Genomic DNA, 22,131 nt, shown 5'->3' with positions numbered 1-22,131 from the left:
AAGATTTCCATGAGCAGCACCGCGCAAGAATTGATCCCGCCGGAAGCGCAGGAACCCGGCGGCGGCCGGATCAGCCGGACCAGGGGCGGCCGGGTCCGGCGCCTGACCGGCCGGGACAAAGTGGTCTTGTCGCTGATGGTGGGGATCCCCACCCTGATCGAACTGGCCCTGGTATGGCTGCCGACGCTGATGTCCATCGGGCTCAGCTTCACCAGGTGGAACGGGCTGGACCTGGCCGACATCCGGCCCGCCGGCACTGAAAACTACCAGTACATCACCCAGGACTACCCGCCCTTTTGGCCGGCCGTCCAACACAACTTCATGTGGCTCCTCTTCCTGGCCCTGATCGCTACGCCGCTCGGCCTCCTGCTGGCGGTGCTGCTGGACCAGAACATCCGCGGCAGCAAGATCTACCAGAGCATCTTCTTCGCTCCCGTGATGCTCTCCCTGGCCCTCATCGGCATCATCTGGCAGCTGTTCTACCAGCGCGACAACGGCCTCCTGAACTTCCTCCTCGGCACTGCCGGGACACCCCAGGCCGTCGACTGGTTCGGTGACTCATCCGTGAACATCTGGGCAGCCATGATCGCGGCCACCTGGCGGCACGCCGGCTATGTCATGCTCCTCTACTTGGCCGGCCTGAAGGGCGTGGACCCCAGCCTCAGGGAGGCGGCCTCGATTGACGGCGCCAACGCTTACCAAACCTTCTTCCGGGTGGTGTTCCCGGCCATGCGCCCCATCAACATCGTCATTGTGGTGATCACCATCATCGAATCCCTGCGGGCCTTTGACGTGGTGTACGTGATCAACCGCGGCACCAACGGCCTGGAGATGCTCAGCGCCCTGGTGATCCAGAACCTCGTGGGCGAAGGCCAGGTGATCGGCGTCGGCTCCGCCCTGGCGGTGGTACTGCTGGTCATCTCCCTCGTCCCCATCGTCTTCTACCTCAGCCGTACCTTTGGCAAGGAGAACAGAGCATGAGCACCACCCCAGCACCCACTGTCCGCACCGGCCGGACCCCGGCCGGCGCCGCTCCGCGCACCGGCAGCCGGCCCAAGCGCCATTACGGCACGCACATCTTCCTGCTGGTCATGGCGGTGATGTGGCTGGTTCCCCTGGGCTGGTCGCTGTATACGGCGCTGCGCCCGGTGGCGTCCACGAACGAACACGGGTACTTCAGCTTCGCCGGTGACTTCAACTTCGACAACTTCGTGCAGGCCTGGACACAGGGCGGGTTCGCCACGTACTTCTGGAACTCCGTCATCATCACCGTCCCCGCCGTGCTGCTGACCCTCTTCCTCGCCTCCCTCATGGCCTTTGCCGTCAGCCGGGTGAGCTGGAAGTTCAACGTCACGCTGCTCATCATGTTCACCGCCGGCAACCTGCTTCCCCCGCAGGTCCTTGCCGCACCGCTGTTCGAAATGGCCAAGCACTTCGAAGTGCCCTACTCGTTCAGCGACTCCGGGAACATGCTGAACACCTACATCATCGTCATCGCCGTCAACACCGCCTTCCAGATGGGTTTCTGTACCTTCGTGCTGTCCAACTACATGAAGGCCCTCTCTGCGGACCTGACGGAGGCGGCCCTGGTGGACGGCGCCGGCATCTGGCGGCAGTACCGGGAAATCATCATGCCGCTCTGCCGGCCGGCCTTCGCGGCGCTGGGCACCCTCCAGGTCATCTTCATCTACAACGACTACTTCTGGCCCCTGATCTTCATCCAGAGCGGCAACCGGCTCCCGATCACCACAGCCATCAACAACCTGCAGGGCGAGTTCCTGAGCAATTACAACCTGCTGGCGGCGGGCGCGGTGATCACCGTCATCCCCACGCTGGTGATCTACCTGCTCCTGCAGCGGCAGTTTGTTGCGGGCCTGACTCTTGGTTCCAGCAAGGGGTAGACCATCATGGAAGGTGACGGGGAGGCCGCTCCCCCACCGCAGCACGAAAGGATCTCCATGCTCCCCGCAGCACGCCACCAGGCAATAGTGGACGTCGTCCAGCGCGAACGGGTTGTCCGCGTCTCGGACCTCGCCCAGCAACTGGGCGTCTCGCTGATGACGGTCCGCCGGGACATCGAACTGCTAGAGGAAGGCGGCAAGCTTGAGCGCATCCACGGCGGGGCGAAGCTGCCCGGCGATGCCAGTACCCACGAGCCCGGCTTCGAGCAGAAGTCCACCCAGCTGACAGCGGAGAAACGGGCCATTGCGGTGGAGGCGGCGGCGCTGGTCCAGGAGGGCATGGCTGTGGGCCTCAGCGCCGGGACCACCACCTGGGCGCTTGCCAAGGAACTCGTCAACGGGCCGCCCATCACGGTGGTCACCAACTCGGTGCGCATCGCCGACCTGTTCCACCACGCCGCTTCCACGGGCCCGGCCCGCTACAGCTCTACAGTGATCCTGATCGGCGGCCAGCGCACGCCCTCGGACGCCCTGGTGGGACCCATCGCCACGAGCGCGCTCAAGCAGCTGCACCTGGACCTGCTGTTCCTCGGCGTCCACGGCATGGACTCGGCAGCCGGTTTCACCACCCCCAACCTCCTGGAAGCCGAGACAGACCGGGCCTTCGTGGCCGCGGCCCGCAGGACCGTGGTGCTGGCGGACCACACCAAGTGGGGCGTGCTGGGCATCAGTTCCATTGCCTCCCTGGACGACGTGGACGAGGTCATCAGCGACTCCGGGCTCGGGTCTGATGCGCAGCGCGTCCTGCAGGACAGGGTTGGCAGGCTGCGGCTTGCACCTGCCCTGGGCCAGCCAGCCTAAAGCAGATACTCAGGGGCAGCCGCAGGATTGCCGGACCTGAAGGTCGGCGGGGAAGATGAGGTGCTCGGGGGTGTTGCCCCGGCCCGTGCCGATGAGGGCGTTGACGGCGGCTTCGGCCATGGCCTGGGCCGGCTGCCTGACCGTGGTCAGGGGCGGCCAGCTGTACTCCGCTTCCGCCGAACCGTCGAAGGACGCCAACGCCATATCCTCCGGAACGGACAGGCCCGCCTCATGCAGCGCCCGCAGGATCCCCACGGCCTGCAGGTCCGACGTCGCAAAAATAGCCGTAGGCCGCTCCGCCGCGGCCAGCAGGCGCTTGCCCGCCGCGTAACCGCCCTCCCGCGTGAACGGCGTCCGCACAATCGGCCCCTCCGGCAGGCCGGCAGCGGCCAGGGCCTGCAACCAGCCCTCCTCACGGCCGTCATAGTAATTACCGGTGTTCGTTCCCATGGCCAGGGCAATGCTGGTGTGCCCGTGACCGACCAGGTGCTCCACCGCAGCCCGCGCACCGGCCACCAGGTCCACCCCCACACTGTTGAACCCCGGCGCCTCGCCACTGTGGTTCAACAACACCACCGGCACTTCCGCCGACTCGAAATCCGCCGCGCCGGGCTCCATCAACACACTCGACACAATCACACCATCAACCTGCCGGGCCGCAAGGTTGCGCACGTTCCGGCGCTCCTTGGCCACGTTCCCGTCCGAGTTGGTCAGCACCAGGGCATACCCCAGCCCGGCCGCGGCCTCCTCCACCGCATGGGCCAGCAACGAAAAGAACGGGTTGCTGTTATCCGGAATGACCAGCCCGATCGTCTCACTGGAACCCAGCTTCAACGCCCGCGCCGCAGCATTGGGCCGGTACCCCAACCGCCGGATAGCATCCTGGACCTTCGCCTCAGTAGCCGGCGCCACCCGCTTCGGACCACCATTGACCACATAACTCACCACGGCAGTACTAACCCCCGCAAACCGCGCAACATCCTTACGCGTCACAGGCCCCCGGGGCCCCGGCACAGCCGAAGTGGTCATGGAGTACATGCCTACTGCGGGCTTGCCGGGGCGTCGCCGAAGTCGCGGATGGGAAGCCGCTCCCCGTTCTGCTGCGCCGAGGCGTGGGCGACGATCCCGGGAAGGGTGAAGCGTGCGGCAACCCAGGCATTGACCGGAGGCAGCGTTCCCTCATTGACGGCGGTGACGAAGTCGTCCACCAGGAAGTGGTGGCTTCCCTCGTGCCCGTTGGGGGCGCCGCGGAACTCTTCCGGCAGCCGGCCCGCGTCATGCACGGGAGCAAGCCCTGATACGAACGCATCACGCAGTCCGGGTGCCACGTTGGCCAGGGACGGATCGTCCAGCGGAATACTGGGCCGCGTCTCCATCTGCTCGGAGATGTCGTGGACGTTCTTCTTGTCCTGCCATACCGCGACTTTGGCGAGCTGCTCGAAGCTGGCCTCTGTTCCGAAGAAGCGGAAACGGGATTCCCGGATGTGGGAGGGGTAACCCACCCGGCGCATTTCGTTGGTGCGCATCACGCCGCCGTCGCTCAATTCAAAGAGGGCCGTGGCGTTGGAGAAGTCGTTGCCGAACATGCTGACGTCCTTGTCGAAGACGCCGTCATTGCGGTCGTCCTTCACGCCGAAGCAGCTGACGCTGACCGCATGCGACGGAAGGGCGCCGAGGACGCCGCCGATGGCATGGGTGGGGTACAGCATGGGCGGGTAGCTGGCCGTTTCCTTCCAGCGGTCGCCGCCGCTGTACTGGTAGGCGTCGTAGAAGCCCAGGTCCATGTCGTGGACGTAGTCACCTTCCGCATAGAAGATCCGCCCAAATTTGCCACCGGAGTGTTGTTCACGGGCGTAGACCGTGGCGGGGTTGTAATAGCTGGTCTCCCCCATCATGTACACCAGGCCGGTCTCCCGGACGGCGTCGATGATGCGGGCGATTTCTTCTTCCGTCACCGCCATGGGCACGGCCGAGTAGACATGCTTGCCCGCGCGGAGGGCCTGTTCGACCAGCGGACCGTGGGTCCAGCGCTGGGTGAAGATGGCCACAGCGTCAACATCGGAGGCCAGGAGGGCCTCGAAGTCCTGCTTGATACCGGCCAGGTCATAGCGGTCCACCGCTTCTGCAGCCCGCTCCGGGCGCTCGTCCACGACGTACACCTCCTTGACGCCGGGGTGGAGGTTGAACAGGTGGGCGAACTGGCCGCCGAACTGGCCGGCGCCAACGATGCCGATTGAGAACGTCATTGTTTTCCTTCTGTGTGGAGTGGGGTGCGCCGGTGGCGGCGCGAAAGAGGAATGGGGTAAGCGTTTCCCGCCCTGCCGGGACGAGGACGTTGCCGTTCTACTCGAGTCAACAACGCCATGGAACAAAAATCAAGCCGTATTGGCACCAAATTTAATCTCTTGCCCAAAAGTATCTACTCGTGTAGATTGCTCGGCAGGTTGTTAGGCACATCACACAATCAGGAAGGGTCGAAGATGACCACCCTTACCAGGAACCCCAGTTCGCGGGAGCAAAACCCCAAGCGAACACTGCTCAACCGGAAGCTGCCCGGCACCCGCAGCGACGTCAGGATCGCACTGTTCTTCATTGCACCGGCCATGATCGGATTCGTCCTCTTCTACCTGGTGCCCACCGTCCGCGGGATCTACCTCAGCTTCACGGAGTACAACATCCTCGGAGATCCGGAGTGGATCGGGCTGGAGAACTACCAGGCGATCGCCAAGGATCCGCTGTTTTGGAACTCACTGGCCGTCACCGGCCAGTACGTCGTCCTGAACATCGCGCTGCAGACAACGCTGGCCCTCGGCCTGGCGCTGCTCATGCACCAGGTGGCCAAATCCACCATCATCCGGGGCGCACTGCTGCTCCCGTACCTGATGTCCAACGTCATCGCCGCCCTGCTGTGGTTCTGGATGCTGGACTACCAGATCGGCGTGGTCAACCAGTTCATCGAGTGGGCCGGGCTGCCCCGGGCGGCCTTTTTCGGCAGCGAGGAGTGGGCCATTCCCACCCAGGCACTGATTAACACCTGGCGGCACATGGGCTACACCGCACTGCTGATCTTCGCCGGCCTGCAGTCCATCCCGGGCCACGTCTACGAGGTGGCCAAGCTGGACGGTGCGTCGGCATGGCAGACCTTCAGGAAGATCACCATCCCGCTGCTCCGCCCGGTCCTGGTACTGGTCCTGGTGGTCACCGTCATCGGTTCCTTCCAGGTCTTCGACACCGTTGCGGTGACCACCGGCGGCGGCCCGGTGAACGCCACCCGTGTCATCCAGTACTACATCTACCAGCGCGCCTTCACGGAGTCGGACTTCGGCTACGGATCCGCCATCGCCGTCATCCTCTTCCTCATCCTCGCCCTGGTGGCCTTCATCCAGATGAAGTTCCTCAAGGGCAACGAGTCGGACCTGGACTAAGGAGTCCTCCATGACCACCACCACAAGCCGCACCGCGCTGGCCAAACCGGCCAAACCAGCCACCCGCCGTCGTCCGTTCAACCCCCGCCGCGCCGGCGCCTGGGCCCTGCTGATCCTGGCCATCGCCGTCTCCGTCCTGCCCTTCCTGTGGGTGCTGCGGACCGCGCTGTCCACCAACAACGCGCTGGCCACCAACGCCAGCAGCCTGCTCCCGGCGGAATTTACCTTCGGCGCCTTCAAGCGGGTCTTCGGCCTGCAGACTCCCGCGGAGGCAGTTGCCGAAGGCGGCTCGGGCGCCGCCATCGATTTCTGGATCTACCTGCGCAACTCCATTGTCTTCTCCTCCATCACCACCGCCGGCGCCGTGTTCTTCAGTGCCATGGCCGCCTACGCTTTCGCCCGGCTCCGTTGGAAGGGCCGCAACGCTGTCTTCAGCCTCTTCCTCGGCACCATGCTGGTCCCGCCGATTTTCACGGCACTGCCCAACTTCCTGCTGATCAAAAACCTGGACCTGCTGAACACCATGCTCGGAATGGTCCTTCCCTATCTGTTCATGACCCCGTTCGCCATCTTCTTCCTCCGGCAGTTCTTCCTGAACATGTCCCGCGAGGTGGAGGAAGCGGCCATGCTCGACGGCGCCAAGCACCTCCGCATCTTCTTCCAGATTGTCCTGCCCAACGCCGCGGCCCCCATTGCCACCCTCGCACTGCTCACCTTCATCGGCCAGTGGAACGAATACTTCTGGCCGCTGCTGGTTGGTTCCCAGGATGACGTCCGCGTACTCCAGGTGGGGCTCGGCGTCTTCAAATCGCAGTCCCCGCAGGGCGCACCGGACTGGTCCGGCCTGATGGCCGCCACCCTCGTCTCGGCCCTCCCGGTCCTGGTCCTCTTCGCCGCTTTCGGCAAGAAGATCGTCAACTCCATCGGCTTCTCCGGCATCAAGTAACTCCCCCAACTTCCCTCCCCCAAACCTCGCGCGGGCCATGGCGGCCTGCCCGAAAACATCCCTGAAAGGACCTCTCATGATGAAAATGAAAGCAACCGGCGCCCTTGCTGCGGCCGCCGCGGCAGTCCTCGCCCTCTCCGCCTGCGGCAGCGGCGGCGGTTCAGCCGAAGCCGGTAAGGGCGAAATCAGCTACTGGCTCTGGGACGCCAACCAGCTTCCCGCCTACCAGCAGTGCGCCGATGACTTCACCAAGGCCAACCCGGACATCACCGTCAAGATCACCCAGCGCGGCTGGGACGACTACTGGAGCACCCTCACCAACGGCTTCGTGGGAGGCACCGCCCCGGACGTCTTCACTAACCACCTGGGCCGGTACGGCGAGCTCGCCGAGAACAAGCAGCTGCTGGCCATTGACGACGCCGTGGCCAAGGACAAGGTGGACCTCTCCGCGTACAACGAGGGCCTCGCCGACCTCTGGGTGGGCCAGGATGGCAAGCGGTACGGCCTGCCCAAGGACTGGGACACCATCGGCCTGTTCTACAACAAGGACATGCTTACCGCCGCCGGCATTTCCGAGGACCAGATGAAGGACCTCACCTGGAATCCCGAGGACGGCGGCAGCTACGAAAAGGTCATCGCCCACCTGACCGTGGACAAGGCCGGCAAGCGCGGCGACGAGCCCGGGTTCGACAAGAACAACGTGCAGGTCTACGGCCTGGGCCTGAACGGCGGCGGCGACTCCTCCGGCCAGACCGAGTGGAGCTACCTCACCAACACCACCGGCTGGTCCCACACGGACAAGAACCCGTGGGGCACCCACTACAACTATGACGATCCGAAGTTCCAGGAGAGCATGCAGTGGTTCGCGGGCCTGGCGGACAAGGGCTACATGCCCAAGCTCGAAACCACCGTGGGCGCCAGCATGGCCGACACCTTCGCCGCCGGCAAATCCGCCATCAACGCCCACGGTTCGTGGATGATCGGCCAGTACACCGGATACAAGGGCATCCAGGTGGGCATCGCTCCCACCCCGGTGGGCCCGGAAGGCAAGCGCGCCTCCATGTTCAACGGACTGGCCGACTCCATCTGGGCCGGCACCAAGAAGAAGGACGCCTCCATCAAGTGGGTCGAATACCTGGCCTCCTCCGCCTGCCAGGACGTCGTAGCGTCCAAGGCCGTGGTCTTCCCCGCACTGAAGGCATCCTCGGACAAGGCCGCCGCAGCCTTCCAGGCCAAGGGCGTGGACGTCACAGCCTTCACCGAGCACGTGAAGAACAAGACCACGTTCCTGTACCCGATCACGGACAACACCGCCAAGGTGAAGGGCATCATGGAGCCGGCCATGGACGCCGTGGTATCCGGCAAGGCGCCGGTCAGCTCACTGACGGCCGCCAACGAGCAGGTCAACGCCCTGTTCAAGTAACCCCCATTAGCGTGGCTGCGTTTGTGGTCGCAGCCACCCGGCCGGGTCCCGCCGCCCTCCTCCTCGCGGCGGCGGCACCCGGCCACCCCCTTCCCTGGCATTCCCGTTATGCGTAACTTAAGACGCACCCCTGAACACCGAAAGAGACCACCATGGATCCCCTGCACCTCCGTTCCGCCGGCACCAGCCTGCTGATCAGCTTCGACAGCGGGGAGGCCGAGGTCATCCATTGGGGCGCGGACCTGGGTGCAGCGCTTCCAGACCTCGCCGTCCTCACCACGCCTGTGGGCAATTCCTCCGTGGACGCCCGCGTCCCCGCCGCCCTCCTTCCCCAGGCTTCCTCGTCCTGGCGGGGCCGCCCTGCCCTCCGCGGCAGCCGGATCGCCGACGGCGCCCCGGGCCTGGACTTCTCCTCCCGCCTCCGTGTCACCTCGGTGGACACCGCAGTTTCCGGGCGGGCCACCATTGTCCAGTCCGACGCCGACACCGGCATCAGCGTGGCCACGGCCCTCACGCTGCACCCCGGCGGCCTGCTGGAACTGCGGCACACCCTCACCAACAACGGCACCACCCCCTTCCAGGTGGACGAACTGGCCACCGTCCTCCCGGTGGCGCCGGACGCCGTCGAACTCCTCGACCTGACCGGACGCTGGTGCCGCGAACGCCACCCGCAGCGGCGGCCCATCCAGCAAGGCACATGGGTCCGCTCCGGCCGGCACGGCCGCACCGGCCACGATTCCTCCCTGCTGTTCGCCGCCGGCACCCGAAGCTTCGGGAACCGGCACGGCAAGGTCTGGGCCACCCACCTGGCGTGGAGCGGCAACCACGAACAGTTCGCGGACACCATCGGCGACGGACGGACCATGATCGGCGGCTCCGAATTGCTGGGCTCCGCTGAGGTCATCCTCGCGCCGGGCGGCAGCTACAGCACGCCGGCCCTGTTCGCCGCCTATTCGGACCGCGGCCTGGACGGTATCACCGAGGCTTTCTACAGCTGGTTCCGGTCCCGCCCGCACCACATCCTTCCTGCTGCCGCGGCCGCCACGGCCGGCGCTCCCGGCGCGAAGCCGCGCCCGGTGGTGCTGAACACCTGGGAGGCCGTGTACTTCAACCACGACCTTGGCACCCTGATCGAGCTTGCCGATTCCGCCGCGGACCTCGGCGTGGAGCGCTTCGTGCTGGACGACGGATGGTTCCGCGGCCGCCGCAACGACCACGCGGGCCTGGGCGACTGGTACGTGGACGAGACCCTTTGGCCGGATGGGCTGACGCCGCTGATCGATGCCGTCACTTCCCGGGGAATGGAGTTCGGGCTGTGGGTGGAACCGGAAATGGTCAACCTGGACTCGGACGTTGCCCGGGCACACCCGGACTGGATTTCGGGCCCTTCGGCGGTAGCCCACAAGGACGGCGGCCGGCTGCCCCTTGAATGGCGCAACCAGCACGTCATCGACCTCGTCAACCCGGAAGCCTGGCAGTACGTCTTCGACAGGATCTCGGCACTGCTGGCCGGAAACAACATCAGCTACCTCAAATGGGACCAGAACCGGGACATCGTGGAACAGGGCCACGCCGGCCGCGCGTCCGTCCACGAACAGACCCTCGCCGCCTACCGGCTGTTCGACGAGCTCCGCAAGGCTCATCCCGGCGTCGAAATTGAAAGCTGCTCCTCCGGCGGCGGACGCGTCGACCTGGGAATCCTGGAGCGGACCGGACGCGTCTGGGCATCTGACTGCAACGACGCCCTGGAACGGCAGACCATCCAGCGCTGGACCGGCGCCGTGGTTCCGCCGGAGCTCGTGGGCAGCCACATCGGCCCCACCACGTCGCACACCACCGCCCGCACCCACGACCTGTCCTTCCGTGCCATCACCGCCTTCTTCGGCCACTTCGGCATGGAATGGGACGTCCGCGGCGTCCAGGGCGCCGAGCGGGAGGAACTGAAGCGCGTCGTCGGGCTCTACAAGGAGCACCGGGGCCTGATCCACAGCGGGCGCCCGGTCCACGCGGACATCACTGACGAGGCGTACCAGCTGCACGGCGTGGCCGCGGCGGAACCCGCTGCGGAAGGTACGACGGCGGCGCTGTTCGCCTTGGTCTGTGCCCGCACCTCGGGTGCCGAGCAGCCGGGACGGATGGGCATGCCCGGGCTCGACCCGGACCGGACCTACCGGGTGGACCCCATCTTCCCGGCCCCCGGAGACAGCGACTACGGGCACACCTTCACCCAGGTGCAGCCGCCGGCCTGGCTCACTGACGGCGCAACAGCCAGCGGCCGGTTCCTCGGGGAAGTGGGCCTGCCGATGCCGATGCTGAACCCGGAACACGCGGTGCTGATCAAGGCGACCGCCCTCTAGGCAGACACAACCCACGAACGTATGGCCCGGCGGAACTTCCGCCGGGCCATACGTGTGTGTGGCAAGAGAACTTTGGCCGGAACGAACGCCCCGGAAGCCATTCCTCCGAAGGTTTCAGGCGCTGGCATGACGTTGGCGCCCATCCGGCCCTCCGGCAGGTCCGAATGCCCTTATGACACCTGAACGAGTGTGGAAATTATTTGCTACCTGACTGGAGATGATCGTGAACCAGAGTGCCAAGACCATTACCCGGACCGCCGCCGCTTCCTTGCTGGCCCTGACCGGTTTCGCCGCAACCACCCTCCCGGCGCAGGCCGCCACGGCGTCCGGCCCCGCAACTGAAGTGACCCGGCAGGCTACCGGCTCACAGCTGCTGGGCGACGTGCTCGCCGGCGGAATCCTGAACGGCGGTGTCATCAACGGTCCCGTAGTGGACGGCCCGCTGGTGGACTTGGGCGGCACCGGCCCCTTCCAGTTCGGCCAGTTCCAGTAACCTTCCCCGCCTGACCAACCGCTGCCCGGCTTCCATGCCGGGCAGCGATGCTTCGCCATGCCCCGATGTGCCAGCCGGCCCAGAGATCCCGAGAAGGAACATGTCCCACGACGCACTGAACTCCCCTGCCCGCCCCGCTTCTCCGCGGCTGGACCTGACCCAGGCCCAGCGCGGCATCTGGTATGCGCAGAAGCTGGCACCGGAGAATCCGATGTTCCAGATCGGTCAGTTTGTTGAGATCACCGGGCCGTTGGACCACGATGTCCTGGCGGCCGCCCTGAAGCAGGGGGTTGCAGGCACCGAGGCCCTCACCATGGCCTTCAGCGAGGACAAAGACGGGCCGTTCCAGTACCCGCGCCCGCGGCCGGCCATTCTTGACGTCACAGACCTGGCCGGCGCTGCAGACCCGGAAGCACAGGCCCGGGCCCTCATGGACGCCGACCTGGCGCTCCCCCGGGATCCTTTATCGGACCACCTGCTCCACACGGAGCTCATCCGCCTCGCGCCAGAACGTCATTTCTTCTACCAGCGCGTGCACCACCTCCTGCTGGACGGCTATTCCGCGGTCCTGGTCCTGCGACGGGTGGCTGAGTTCTACAACACCCTCCTGGCGGACGACGGCGGCGAACAGGCCACGGGGGAAGGTACGGTTTTTGCGCGGTTCACGGATCTCCTGGCAGCTGAGGCCGGTTACGCCGGGTCCGACGGCGCCGCGGCCGACCGCGCCTTCTGGGATGCCGAGCTTGCCGAGGCGCCTCCTGCCACCGGCCTGGCCGGGCGGCCCAACGGGGCCGCGGGGTCACTGATCCGGGCTTCTGTGGCCCTCCCGCCCGCCGCGGCCGTGGCGCTCGAGGGTGCGCCGGCAAGCGCGCCGGCGCTGGTCCTGACTGCAGCGTCACTGTACATGCACCGGATCACCGGTGAGCGCACCGTCTCCGTGGCACTGCCCGTCACGGCCCGGCGTGGACATTTAGCCAAATCAACGCCGTCAATGCTGTCGAACATCGTTCCCGTGAGGCTGGCCGTGGACCCCGGCGACACCATTGCTGCCACCGCGGCTGCCGTGGGACGCAGCCTCCGTGGCGCTCTGGTCCACCAGCGCTTCCGCTACGAGGACCTGGACACCGGGGGCGGTTACCTCGGCCCTTCGGTCAACATCCTGCCCGTCCTTGACGGGATCACCTTCGGCGACGCCCGGGGCGCAATGAACATCCTCTCCACCGGGCCTGTCGACGATCTGTCCATCGTGGTCCACGGACTCGGCGCCGGCGGTGCAGCACCGCCGCCCACAGTCCAGTTCGAAGCCAACGAGGCGATGTACACGCAGGATGTGCTGGCCGGCCACCTTGACCGCTTCGTACGCCTGCTGGAACACGTCGCCACCCGCCCCGATGCGGTGGTGGCTGACCTGGCGGTTACCACCCCGGCCGAGGAACAGCAACTGCTCGCCGCCGGCCAGGCTCACGGCCAGCACCTGCCGGGCCACACCATCGTGGAGGAATTCCAGCTGAACGCCGCGGCACAGCCGCATCAGACGGCCATTGTGGCCCCGGAGGGCACCCTCACGTTCGCCGAACTGGAGTCCCGTTCCAACCAACTGGCCAGGTTCCTTTCCGGGCACGGCGCAGGTCCCGGCAGCACGGTGGCGGTGCGGCTGGACCGCGGCCTGTTGCTGCCGATAGCGCTCATGGCCATCCTTAAGTGCGGCGCCGCCTATCTTCCGCTGGATCCGGACTACCCCGCGGGCCGCGTGGAGGGAATGCTCGAAGACGCCGCACCCCTGCAGCTCCTCACCTCAACAGCGTTTACTGCGGCAGGGTCCGGGGCGGGGAACGCGCCGGCACCCGGACACGAGGAGTTGACCACTGACGTCCCGGTCACGGTCCTGGACTCTGCCCTGATGGAGGCCTGCCTCGCCGGCAAGGACGGCTCGGCTCCCCCGCCCGCCGCCGGCCAGCAGGATCTCGCATACGTTATATTCACGTCCGGCTCCACAGGCCGGCCCAAGGGCGTTGGTGTTGAACACCTGGCCTTGCTGAACCTCTACACCTCCCACCGGGACACCATCTTCGCCCCCGCGGAGGCCCGGCTGGGCCGCAAGCTGAAGGTGGCGCACACCGCGGGGCTGTCCTTTGACGCGTCATGGGACCCCATCCTGTGGCTGGTGGCAGGCCATGAACTTCACCTCGTGGACAACGGGACCCGCCGGGACCCCGAGGCACTCAGCACCTACCTGGCCGAGGCCGGCATTGACTCCATCGAGACCACGCCCTCTTTCGCCAAGGTGCTGGTGGCCGGCGGACTGTTCGACCAGGAACGGCATCCGTCAGTGGTGGCACTGGGCGGCGAGGCTGTGGACAGCCAGCTGTGGGAAGACCTGGCAGGCCGCAACGGCGTGGTCGCGTACAACTTTTATGGCCCCACCGAAACTACCGTGGACTCGCTCACCGCGGTCATGGAAGTTGGCACCGCACCCACCCTGGGCGGTTCAGTGGCAAACACCCGTCACTACATCCTGGACTCCGGACTGAACCCGGTTCCGGACAATGCCGTGGGCGAGCTTTATGTTGCCGGCGTCAACCTTGCCCGCGGTTACCTGGACCAGCCCGGGCTCAGCTCCGAACGCTTCGTGGCGGACCCCTTCGCGCTGGACGGCTCGCGAATGTACCGCACCGGAGACATTGTGCGCCGCCGGGACGACGGCACCCTGGAATTCCGGGGGCGGCTGGATGCCCAGGTCAAGATCCGGGGATTCAGGGTTGAACTCGCCGAGATCGAACAGGTGCTGCGCGCCCTGCCTGGCGTAGACCAGGCAGCCATCACGGTGGGTACCAACCGGGCCGGTTATGACCAGCTCCTGGCGTACGTCACGCCAGCGGCAACGGACGACGGCGGTCCGCAGCAACCGCTGGACACCGCCGAGCTTCGGCGTCAGGCACGGCGCAACCTGCCCGACTACATGGTGCCTGCGGCCGTCACCAGCATCCCTGCCCTGCCCCTGACACCCAACGGAAAGCTGGACGTCCAGGCCCTGCCCGTACCGGAACAGGAAACCTCCGCCGCTACCCCGCGCAACGAGCCCGAACGGATCGTTGCCGCTGCATTCCGGGATGTTTTGGGCCTCGAATCGGTGGGGCTGGAGGACGACTTCTTCGACCTGGGCGGGCACTCATTGCTGGCCACCCGGCTGGTGGCCCTGCTGCGGGACCGGACCGGCACGGCGCCAGCGCTCCGCACCGTCTTCGAGAAGACAACGGTGGCGGCCCTCGCCGAAACCCTGGACCTGGGTACGGCTCCGGCCCGGCCTCTGGCTGCCGCCACCCGACCGCCAGTACTGCCGCTGTCCTTCGCCCAGCGCCGTCTGTGGTTCCTGAACCGCCTGGATCCGGCGGCCGGGACGTACAACATTCCCGTGGTCCTGGACCTGCGCGGGACCCTGGACGTCCCGGCGCTGGCCGCTGCCCTCGGCGAAGTCACCGCCCGCCACGAGACGCTCCGCACGGTGTTCCCCCTGGTTGACGGCGAACCCGCCCAGCACATCCTGCCGCCGGCCGAAGGGCTGCCGTCCCTGGTTGCCGTGGAATGCTCCACCGCCGGGCTGCAGGCCGCGCTGGCTTCGGAGACTGGACGCGGGTTCGACCTGGCCAGGGACCTGCCGCTGCGCGCAGTCCTGTTCCAGCTGGCGCCGGACCACCACGTCCTCGCTGTCACCCTGCACCACATCGCTGCCGACGGCTGGTCCCTGGCTCCCCTGGCCAGTGATCTGTCGGCCGCGTACAACCACCTCACCGCGGGCAGGGACGTGGACCTGCCACCGCTGCCCGTTCAGTACGCCGACTTCACGCTCTGGCAGCGCTCCGAACTGGGCAGCGAGTCTGATCCGGAAAGCGCCATCTCGCGGCAACTTGAGTTCTGGGCGCGCGAACTGCGCGGCGCCCCGGAGGAACTGCTGCTGCCGTTCGACCACGCCCGAGGCACACGCAGTGACGCTGAGCACCCCAGGGGCGGTCCGGCGTCGTCCGTTCCCCTGAATATCGGCCGCGAAACGGCGGAGCGGCTCAACGCCCTGGCCCGGGAGCACAACGCTAGCCTGTTCATGGTGCTGCAGGCAGCCTTTGCGGCACTGCTCACCAAAGCCGGAGCCGGTGACGACATTCCGCTGGGCACCCCGGTGGCAGGCCGCACGGACACCCAGCTGGACAGCCTGGTGGGATTCTTCGTCAATACGCTGGTCCTGCGCACAAACACCTCCGGCAACCCTAACGCCGGTGAACTGGTGGAGAGCGTCCGATACACGAACCTGCATGCCTACGCCAACCAGGATGCGCCTTTTGAGCGGGTGGTGGAGGAGCTCAACCCGTCCCGCTCGCAGCACCGGCACCCCCTGTTCCAGGTCATGCTGACGCTTCAGAACACCGGCACCACGCACCTCGCCATGGACGGCCTGGAAGCCACCGCAGACCAGGCCCGGGAGGCAGCCGGCGCCAAATTCGACCTGCTCCTGGACCTCGCCGAAAGGTCCGGAGGACTCACCGGCACCCTGGCCTACGACCCCACCCTCTTCAACGCGGCCACGGCACAACTGCTGGCCGACGGCTTCCTGGCTGTCGTGGACCAATTCGCCGCGGACCCCACAGTCACTTTGGACCGGCTGCGGATCCAGTCGCCTGAACAGCAGGCCCTGGTGCTGGCCCACAGCACCGGCAGCACCGCGTACAACGCCGGGGACAGGACTGGTCAAACGGTAGTGGATGCCTTCCTGGCCACCGCCGCACGAACCCCGTCTGCGTCCGCCGTCGTTGACGCGGGAGGCCCGGCCCGAGGCCTCAATTTCGGCCGGCTGCGGCAGCGTGTGGAGTCTGTGGCCAAAGGCCTGGTGGCACTGGGCGTCCAGCCCGGCGACAGGGTGGCGGTAGCCCTTCCCCGCACGGCCGATGTAGCCACGGCCGCGCTGGCGGTCCTTGCCGCGGGAGCGGTGTACATCCCGGTGGACCTTACCTACCCGGCGGAACGGATCGCCATGATCCTCGACGACGGCGCCCCCGCCCTGGTGCTCTCCGCATCCGCGGACCCGGGCAAGGCGGGTCCCGTTCAGGCCGCCAGGACAGCCACCCTGGAGCTGCTGATCGCCGCCGGAACAGGCACCACTGACACAGAGCTGGCCGGGCGCCGGCCCGCTCCCGAAGACCTCGCCTACGTACTCTTCACCTCGGGATCAACCGGCCGGCCTAAAGGCGTCGCCGTACCCCACGGTGCACTGGCAAACCTCTACTCCCACCACCTCCGGACGCTCTATACCCCGCGGTTCGAGGCAGCACGGGGTGCAACGGTGTCCGTGGCCCACATCGCAGGACTAGGTTTCGATGCAGCCTGGGACCCTATGCTGTGGCTGGTGGCCGGCGCCGAGCTGCACATTGTGGCCGATGCCGTGCGCACCAACCCCCAGGCGTTGGCGTCCTACTGCCATGACCACGCCATCGGAGTCCTGGAAACCACCCCCTCCTACGCCGTCCAGCTCCTGCAGTTCGGCCTCGGCGCTGAGCCGGCTTCGCCAGCCACCGATACCGGGCAGGCACTGCCGCTGCTGTTGCTGTTGGGCGGCGAAGCCGTGCCGGCCGGGCTGTGGGCAACCCTGTCCTGCATGCCCGGCGTGGACGCCTGGAACTTCTACGGGCCCACCGAGTTCACCGTTGATTCCGCCACTGCGCGGATCCAGGGGCCCCGGCCCACCATCGGCGCGGGAATCGCCAACGCGGCCACCCTGGTCCTGGACCAGCACCTGGCCCTGGTACCCCTGGGCGTGCCCGGGGAGCTGTACCTGGCCGGCTCCGGAATGGCCCAGGGCTACCACCAGCGCCCCGGCGAAACAGCGTCCCGCTTCGTGGCCAACCCCTACGCCACAGACGGCAGCCGCATGTACCGCACCGGTGACCTGGTGCGGCGAATCGGCGACGGCACGCTCGAATTCGTTGCCCGCAACGACGAGCAAGTGAAGGTCCGCGGATTCCGGGTGGAACCGGGTGAGATCGAGGCTGCGCTTGCGGCCCACGCACAGGTGGACCGGGCCGTGGTCCTTCCCGACGGCGAACCGGCACACCGGCTGATCGCCTACTACACCGGAGCCGCTGCACCGGAGGACGTCCGGGCCCACGCGGCGGAACGGTTGCCCGACTACATGGTCCCGGCCATCCTGATGCCCATCCCGGACATGCCGCTGACACCGCACGGAAAGCTGGACCGGAAAGCATTGCCCGCCCCCGCCGCGTCGACAGCCGGGGTGGGGGCAGCACCCAGGACTCCGGACGAGCACGCCATGGCCGGCGTCTTTGCCGCCGTTCTTGCTGTGGACAACGTCTCCATGGGCGACGACTTCTTCGCCCTGGGCGGGCATTCACTGCTCGCTATCGACCTAATGGGCAGGATCCGGACGGCCTTCGGCCGGGAACTTCCCCTCCGTACCCTGTTCGATGCCCCCACCCCTGCCGGGCTGCTGGCCGCGCTGCGGCCCGGAGCGGCAGACGCCGGGGCGCACACCGTGGCGGCCGGAGGTGCTGGCGGGCCCGGCAAGGCCGCGAGCGCCGGCACCGCGGTGATACCGCTCGGCGAATGGCTGGACAACGCCGGAGCCACTCGGCCGGAGCACCTGGAACTGTCCCACGCCCAGGCACGCATGTGGTTCCTCAACCAGCTTGACCCCGGAGCTGCCGACTACAACATCTCCTTGGCAGTGCGGCTAACCGGCACCCTCGACGAGCGGGCCCTGGCCTCCGCCGTGAAGGCGCTGTTCCACCGTCATGAGGTCCTCCGGACGGTATATCCGGAGACCGGCGGCGTCCCCGGCCAGCACATCCTTTCCACCGGCCACGCTTCCTGGATGAACCTTGCCGTCAGCACGGCCACATCCGAGGACAACCTCCGCGAGCAACTGCAGGCACAGGCAAGCCGCGGCTTCGATGTCCGCACTGAGGTGCCGCTGCGGGCGGGGCTCATCCGGATCCACGCCGAGACCGGTGAATCGCCACGGGGGGCAGGACAGCAATGGGTACTGCACTTGGTGGTCCACCACATCGCCGGCGACGGCGCCTCCCTGGCACCGCTGGCACGGGACCTTTCCGCGGCGTACTCCGCCGCGCTGGCAGGCACGGACGGAGCGCCGGCCACAGAGGCCGTAGCTCCCCTGCCCCTGCAGTACGCCGACTTCAGCTCCTGGCAGCGGCAGCAACTGGCCGGGCCTGTCCTGGCTGAAAAGGTTGGCCACTGGCGGCACGCCCTCGCCGGGGTCCCGCCCGAGTTGATGCTGCCCGCTGACCACCAGCGGCCCCGCACCGCACGCCAGCCGGGCGGCCAGGTGGGCTTCCGCGTGTCCCCTGAAAGTGTCGCGGCACTCTCAACCCTCGCGTCGTCGTCGAACGCCAGCCTGTTCATGGCATTGCACGCCGGCCTCGCCGGATACCTGTTCCGGACCGGTGCCGGCGAGGACCTGGTGATCGGCTCGCCCACCGCGGGCCGCGCCGATCCACTGCTCGCCCGAATGGTGGGCTTCTTCGTGAACACCCTGCCCCTGCGCGTCAGCGCCGCCGGCGACCCCGGCCTGCGCTCACTGCTGGACCGGTCCAGGGCCAGCGTCCTGGACGCGTTCGACCATGACGACGTGCCCTTCGAGCGCCTGGTGGAAGCAGCGGCACCGGAACGCGAACTGGGCCGCCATCCCCTGTTCCAGACAATGCTCACGGTGGACAGTGACGTGCCCGCGGTCCCCCAGCTACCCGGCGTCACGGTGGTTCCCGAGCCGGAGGCCGGAACAGGAGAAGCCAAGTTCGACCTGTCCTTTACGCTTCGGCCGGACGCCGAAGGGGGCCTTGCCGGCACGCTGGACTACAACTCCGCCATGTTCGAACCGGACACCGCCCGGCGCCTGGCCGCCGGTTTCACCCGGTTGCTGGACCTGGCCGCGTCCGCTCCGGACGTGCCATTGTCGGACCTGCCGCTGCTGGAAGACCACGAGGCAAGTGCCCTGGTTGCTGCCACGGCGGGCTCACGCACCGGAACCGCCGCCCTCAAGGCCGGGCAGGCACCCGGCGAAATCCCGGGGCATGACGACCAGGACGTTCCGTCGGCCTTCGCGGCAGCAGTCCGCGCCACGCCGGACGCCGTGGCACTCGTGTCCGACGCCGGTTCGCTCAGTTTCGCGGACCTTGCAGCGTCGGCGGAGCGCGTCGCCGCCGGACTCACCGCAGCCGGCGCGGGCCGCGGGCTTGTATCCGTCATGCTGCCCAGGTCTGCCGGCACCGTCGAGGCCCTGCTCGGGGTGTTGCTGGCGGGCAGCGCCTACAACCCCATCGATACCGCGTATCCGGACGGTCGCGTGGCCGCCATCCTTGAGGATGCCGCGCCCGAGGTAGTGCTCACCAGCTCCGACGTGGCGCCAAGGCTCTCCGGCATCCTGGCGGGACTGGATGTTGAACCCCGCGTGCTCCTGCTCGAGGACCTGGCCCGCACCGTTGGGTCGGCGCCGGTACCCCACCCCGTAAGGGACCCGCGTGAGCTTGCGTCGGTGATGTTCACCTCCGGCTCCACAGGCCGGCCCAAGGGCGTGGAGGTGAGCCACGGTGCCTTGGCCGCGCTGCTGGCTTCCCACCGGGAGACTCTACTTTCCGGCATCAGCAGGCGGAAGGTGGCCCACACGACGGGCGTGGGCTTCGATGCATCGTGGGATCCCATCCTCTGGCTGGCTTCCGGGCATGAGCTGCACCTGGTCTCCGAGGACCTCCGCCGGGACCCCAAGGCGCTCGCCGGGTACTTCGTCCGCCACGGCATCAGTGCCTGGGAGACAACTCCGGGTTACCTGCGCCAGCTCCTGGCCGAGCCCGGGTTCGCCGCCCATTTGGCCAACCACCCGGACGGCCGGGACGCGTTCAGCCTCGCCTTGGGCGGTGAAGCGTTCGACGCCGGCCTGTGGAGGTCCCTGGCAGGGCTTCCCGGCGTCCGGGCCTGGAACCTCTACGGCCCCACCGAAGCCACGGTGGACACCGTTGTGGCAGCGGTGGCCGACAGTGCTGCCCCCGTGCTGGGACGGCCCACGCCCCATACCCGGCTCTACGTCCTGGATGACCGGCTGCAGCACGCCCTCCCCGGCGCGGCCGGCGAACTGTATATCGCCGGTGCACAGTTGGCACGGGGCTACCGCGGACGTCCGGACCTTACCGCTGAACGGTTCGTGCCGGACCCCTTCCACGGCGGCGGAGAACGGATGTACCGGACAGGTGACGTGGTCTACCGCCACCTGGACGGGCGGCTGGTCTTCGCCGGCCGCAATGACGGGCAGCTGAAGATCCGTGGTTTCCGGGTTGAACCCGGCGAAGTGGAGTCGGCCCTGAGGGCTGCTCCCGGTGTCCGGGCCGCAGTGGTCCGGGCAGTGGGTGAAGGCAGCGCAGCACGGCTGGCGGGTTACGTGGTCGCGTCCGATGACGCCGCGGAAGGCCTGCCCGAGGCAGTACGCCGCCATGCGCAGGCGGCATTGCCGGATTATATGGTCCCCTCAGTGGTCATGGTGATTCCGGAAGTGCCGCTGACGCCGCACGGCAAGGTGGATGCCACTGCGCTCCCCGACGCCTCCACCGCGGCACGCTCCGGAGGCCGCGCACCGCGGTCACCGCAGGAGAAGACGGTGGCCGGCATCTTTGCCGAGGTTCTGTCCCTTGACCGGGCCGGCGTTGACGAATCGTTCTTCGAACTCGGCGGGCACTCCTTCCTGGCGCAGCCACTGATCGCTAAGGTCAACGCGGCCCTGGGGACCGCCCTGCAGGTCCAGGCACTCTTCCGGGCACCCACTGTTGAGGGATTGCTGCTGGAGGCGGCCAACGGCTCACGTGCCAGCGTTGCGGACAGCCTGCGGCAGGTGCTGCCCCTCCGGACGGCCGGGTCCAAGGCACCGCTGTTCGCCGTGCACCCGGCGTCCGGCATCGGCTGGGGTTTTGCCTCCATGCTGGGGCAGCTGGACCCCGAACGCCCCCTGATTGGGCTGCAGATGCCAGGCATGGAACCTGGCCGGACTTCTCCGGTGGAGGCGGCGACCCTTACGGAGCTAGCTGATGATTACATTGACCGGATCCTGAGCGTCCAGCCTGAGGGGCCGTACCACCTGCTGGGTTGGTCCTTCGGCGGCTATCTGGCCCACCGGCTGGCCAGCCGGCTGCAGGAACGTGGCCACGCGGTGGCGTTCCTGGCCATCCTGGATGCCTTTCCGGACAACCAGGAAGGCAACACGGCGCCCGGCGAAGGCAAGGCGCTGTGGGCAAGCTACCTGGAAGCGCAGGGCTACGACCTGACCGGGGAAGACCTGGCAGGCGTGGACGTGCACCGCGCCCAGGAGATCCTGCGCGCCAACCACAACCCGGTAGGCACGGTCCCCACAGATTCGGTGGAGGCGATGGCCCGGAACTTCCCGGTGCTGGCACGCCTGATCCGGGACGAACGGCCCCAACTCTTCACCGGTGACCTGCTGTTCTTCCGCGCCACGGAGCAGGTCCCGGCGGGCACTCCCGGCAGCGATGCATGGTCGCCGTACGTCAGTGGGACCATCACCGATGTTCCTGTTGGCGAGCGGCACTCCCAGCTGCTCAGTGACCGGGCTCTCAGGACAATCATGCCTGCGTTGGCCATCCATCTGGGTGGCGGAACCGAATAACAGATGATGCTCCTGTGACACCTGGGGCCCCCGCACAC

At 67.3% G+C, this 22,131-nt stretch carries 11 protein-coding genes; 9 read left to right on the top strand and 2 right to left on the bottom strand.

What is annotated here, in order from left to right:
• Positions 1-9 precede the first annotated feature (9 nt).
• The 3 genes from UC32_RS06650 to UC32_RS06640 are packed head-to-tail and all read left to right on the top strand — an operon-like array spanning position 10 to position 2,762.
• Positions 10-981 (top strand): carbohydrate ABC transporter permease, encoded by a 972-nt coding sequence (locus tag UC32_RS06650; protein ID WP_045730449.1) that lies wholly within the window; start codon positions 10-12, stop codon positions 979-981.
• The gene (locus tag UC32_RS06645) at positions 978-1,901 is read left to right on the top strand and encodes a carbohydrate ABC transporter permease (RefSeq protein WP_045730448.1); all 924 of its coding nucleotides are present in this window, start codon (positions 978-980) and stop codon (positions 1,899-1,901) included. Before UC32_RS06650 ends, UC32_RS06645 begins: the two co-directional genes overlap by 4 nt.
• Positions 1,902-1,958: 57 nt before the next feature.
• Positions 1,959-2,762 carry a DeoR/GlpR family DNA-binding transcription regulator gene (locus UC32_RS06640; RefSeq protein WP_045730447.1) on the top strand — a complete coding sequence of 268 codons (804 nt, stop codon included), beginning with the start codon at positions 1,959-1,961 and terminating at the stop codon, positions 2,760-2,762.
• Between the two features lie 9 nt (positions 2,763-2,771).
• On the opposite strand, the gene UC32_RS06635 is transcribed toward UC32_RS06640, so the two are convergent.
• Together UC32_RS06635 and UC32_RS06630 are read right to left on the bottom strand one after the other, a co-directional pair.
• The gene (locus UC32_RS06635; RefSeq protein ID WP_200896331.1) at positions 2,772-3,800 is read right to left on the bottom strand and encodes a LacI family DNA-binding transcriptional regulator; all 1,029 of its coding nucleotides are present in this window, start codon (positions 3,798-3,800) and stop codon (positions 2,772-2,774) included.
• 2 nt (positions 3,801-3,802) lie between these two features.
• Positions 3,803-5,008, bottom strand: a complete 1,206-nt coding sequence (locus UC32_RS06630; RefSeq protein WP_045730446.1) for a Gfo/Idh/MocA family protein — start codon at positions 5,006-5,008, stop codon at positions 3,803-3,805.
• 234 nt (positions 5,009-5,242) lie between these two features.
• Between UC32_RS06630 and UC32_RS06625 the strand changes: the two genes are divergently transcribed.
• From UC32_RS06625 to UC32_RS06600, 6 genes are all read left to right on the top strand, one after another.
• Positions 5,243-6,187, top strand: coding sequence for a carbohydrate ABC transporter permease (locus tag UC32_RS06625; RefSeq protein WP_045730445.1), 945 nt, complete (start codon positions 5,243-5,245; stop codon positions 6,185-6,187).
• 10 nt (positions 6,188-6,197) lie between these two features.
• A complete protein-coding gene (locus tag UC32_RS06620; protein ID WP_045730444.1) occupies positions 6,198-7,133 on the top strand; it encodes a carbohydrate ABC transporter permease in 936 nt (311 codons plus the stop codon).
• Between the two features lie 76 nt (positions 7,134-7,209).
• Entirely contained in the window at positions 7,210-8,556 is a 1,347-nt protein-coding gene (locus tag UC32_RS06615; RefSeq protein WP_045730443.1) for an ABC transporter substrate-binding protein, read from the top strand.
• A gap of 152 nt (positions 8,557-8,708) precedes the next feature.
• Positions 8,709-10,913: an alpha-galactosidase gene (locus UC32_RS06610; RefSeq protein WP_045730442.1), complete on the top strand. Its 2,205-nt coding sequence runs from the start codon at positions 8,709-8,711 to the stop codon at positions 10,911-10,913.
• Positions 10,914-11,136: 223 nt separating this feature from the next.
• The gene (locus UC32_RS06605; RefSeq protein ID WP_152642575.1) at positions 11,137-11,406 is read left to right on the top strand and encodes a hypothetical protein; all 270 of its coding nucleotides are present in this window, start codon (positions 11,137-11,139) and stop codon (positions 11,404-11,406) included.
• A gap of 100 nt (positions 11,407-11,506) precedes the next feature.
• The gene (locus UC32_RS06600) at positions 11,507-22,093 is read left to right on the top strand and encodes a non-ribosomal peptide synthetase (RefSeq protein ID WP_045730440.1); all 10,587 of its coding nucleotides are present in this window, start codon (positions 11,507-11,509) and stop codon (positions 22,091-22,093) included.
• Positions 22,094-22,131: the final 38 nt, after the last annotated feature.

The organism is Pseudarthrobacter chlorophenolicus (assembly GCF_000962805.1).
Lineage (GTDB): Bacteria > Actinomycetota > Actinomycetes > Actinomycetales > Micrococcaceae > Arthrobacter > Arthrobacter chlorophenolicus_A.
Note: the sequence above shows the minus strand (reverse complement) of the source record. Positions and strands in the feature narration are given on the sequence as shown.

What these genes read in the sequence shown, in the direction of transcription:
- UC32_RS06650 (WP_045730449.1), top strand. Translation starts at nt 10, where the DNA reads ATGAGCAGCACCGCGCAAGAATTGATCCCGCCGGAAGCGCAGGAACCC.
- UC32_RS06645 (WP_045730448.1), top strand. Translation starts at nt 978, where the DNA reads ATGAGCACCACCCCAGCACCCACTGTCCGCACCGGCCGGACCCCGGCC.
- UC32_RS06640 (WP_045730447.1), top strand. Translation starts at nt 1,959, where the DNA reads ATGCTCCCCGCAGCACGCCACCAGGCAATAGTGGACGTCGTCCAGCGC.
- UC32_RS06635 (WP_200896331.1), bottom strand. Translation starts at nt 3,800, where the DNA reads ATGTACTCCATGACCACTTCGGCTGTGCCGGGGCCCCGGGGGCCTGTG.
- UC32_RS06630 (WP_045730446.1), bottom strand. Translation starts at nt 5,008, where the DNA reads ATGACGTTCTCAATCGGCATCGTTGGCGCCGGCCAGTTCGGCGGCCAG.
- UC32_RS06625 (WP_045730445.1), top strand. Translation starts at nt 5,243, where the DNA reads ATGACCACCCTTACCAGGAACCCCAGTTCGCGGGAGCAAAACCCCAAG.
- UC32_RS06620 (WP_045730444.1), top strand. Translation starts at nt 6,198, where the DNA reads ATGACCACCACCACAAGCCGCACCGCGCTGGCCAAACCGGCCAAACCA.
- UC32_RS06615 (WP_045730443.1), top strand. Translation starts at nt 7,210, where the DNA reads ATGATGAAAATGAAAGCAACCGGCGCCCTTGCTGCGGCCGCCGCGGCA.
- UC32_RS06610 (WP_045730442.1), top strand. Translation starts at nt 8,709, where the DNA reads ATGGATCCCCTGCACCTCCGTTCCGCCGGCACCAGCCTGCTGATCAGC.
- UC32_RS06600 (WP_045730440.1), top strand. Translation starts at nt 11,507, where the DNA reads ATGTCCCACGACGCACTGAACTCCCCTGCCCGCCCCGCTTCTCCGCGG.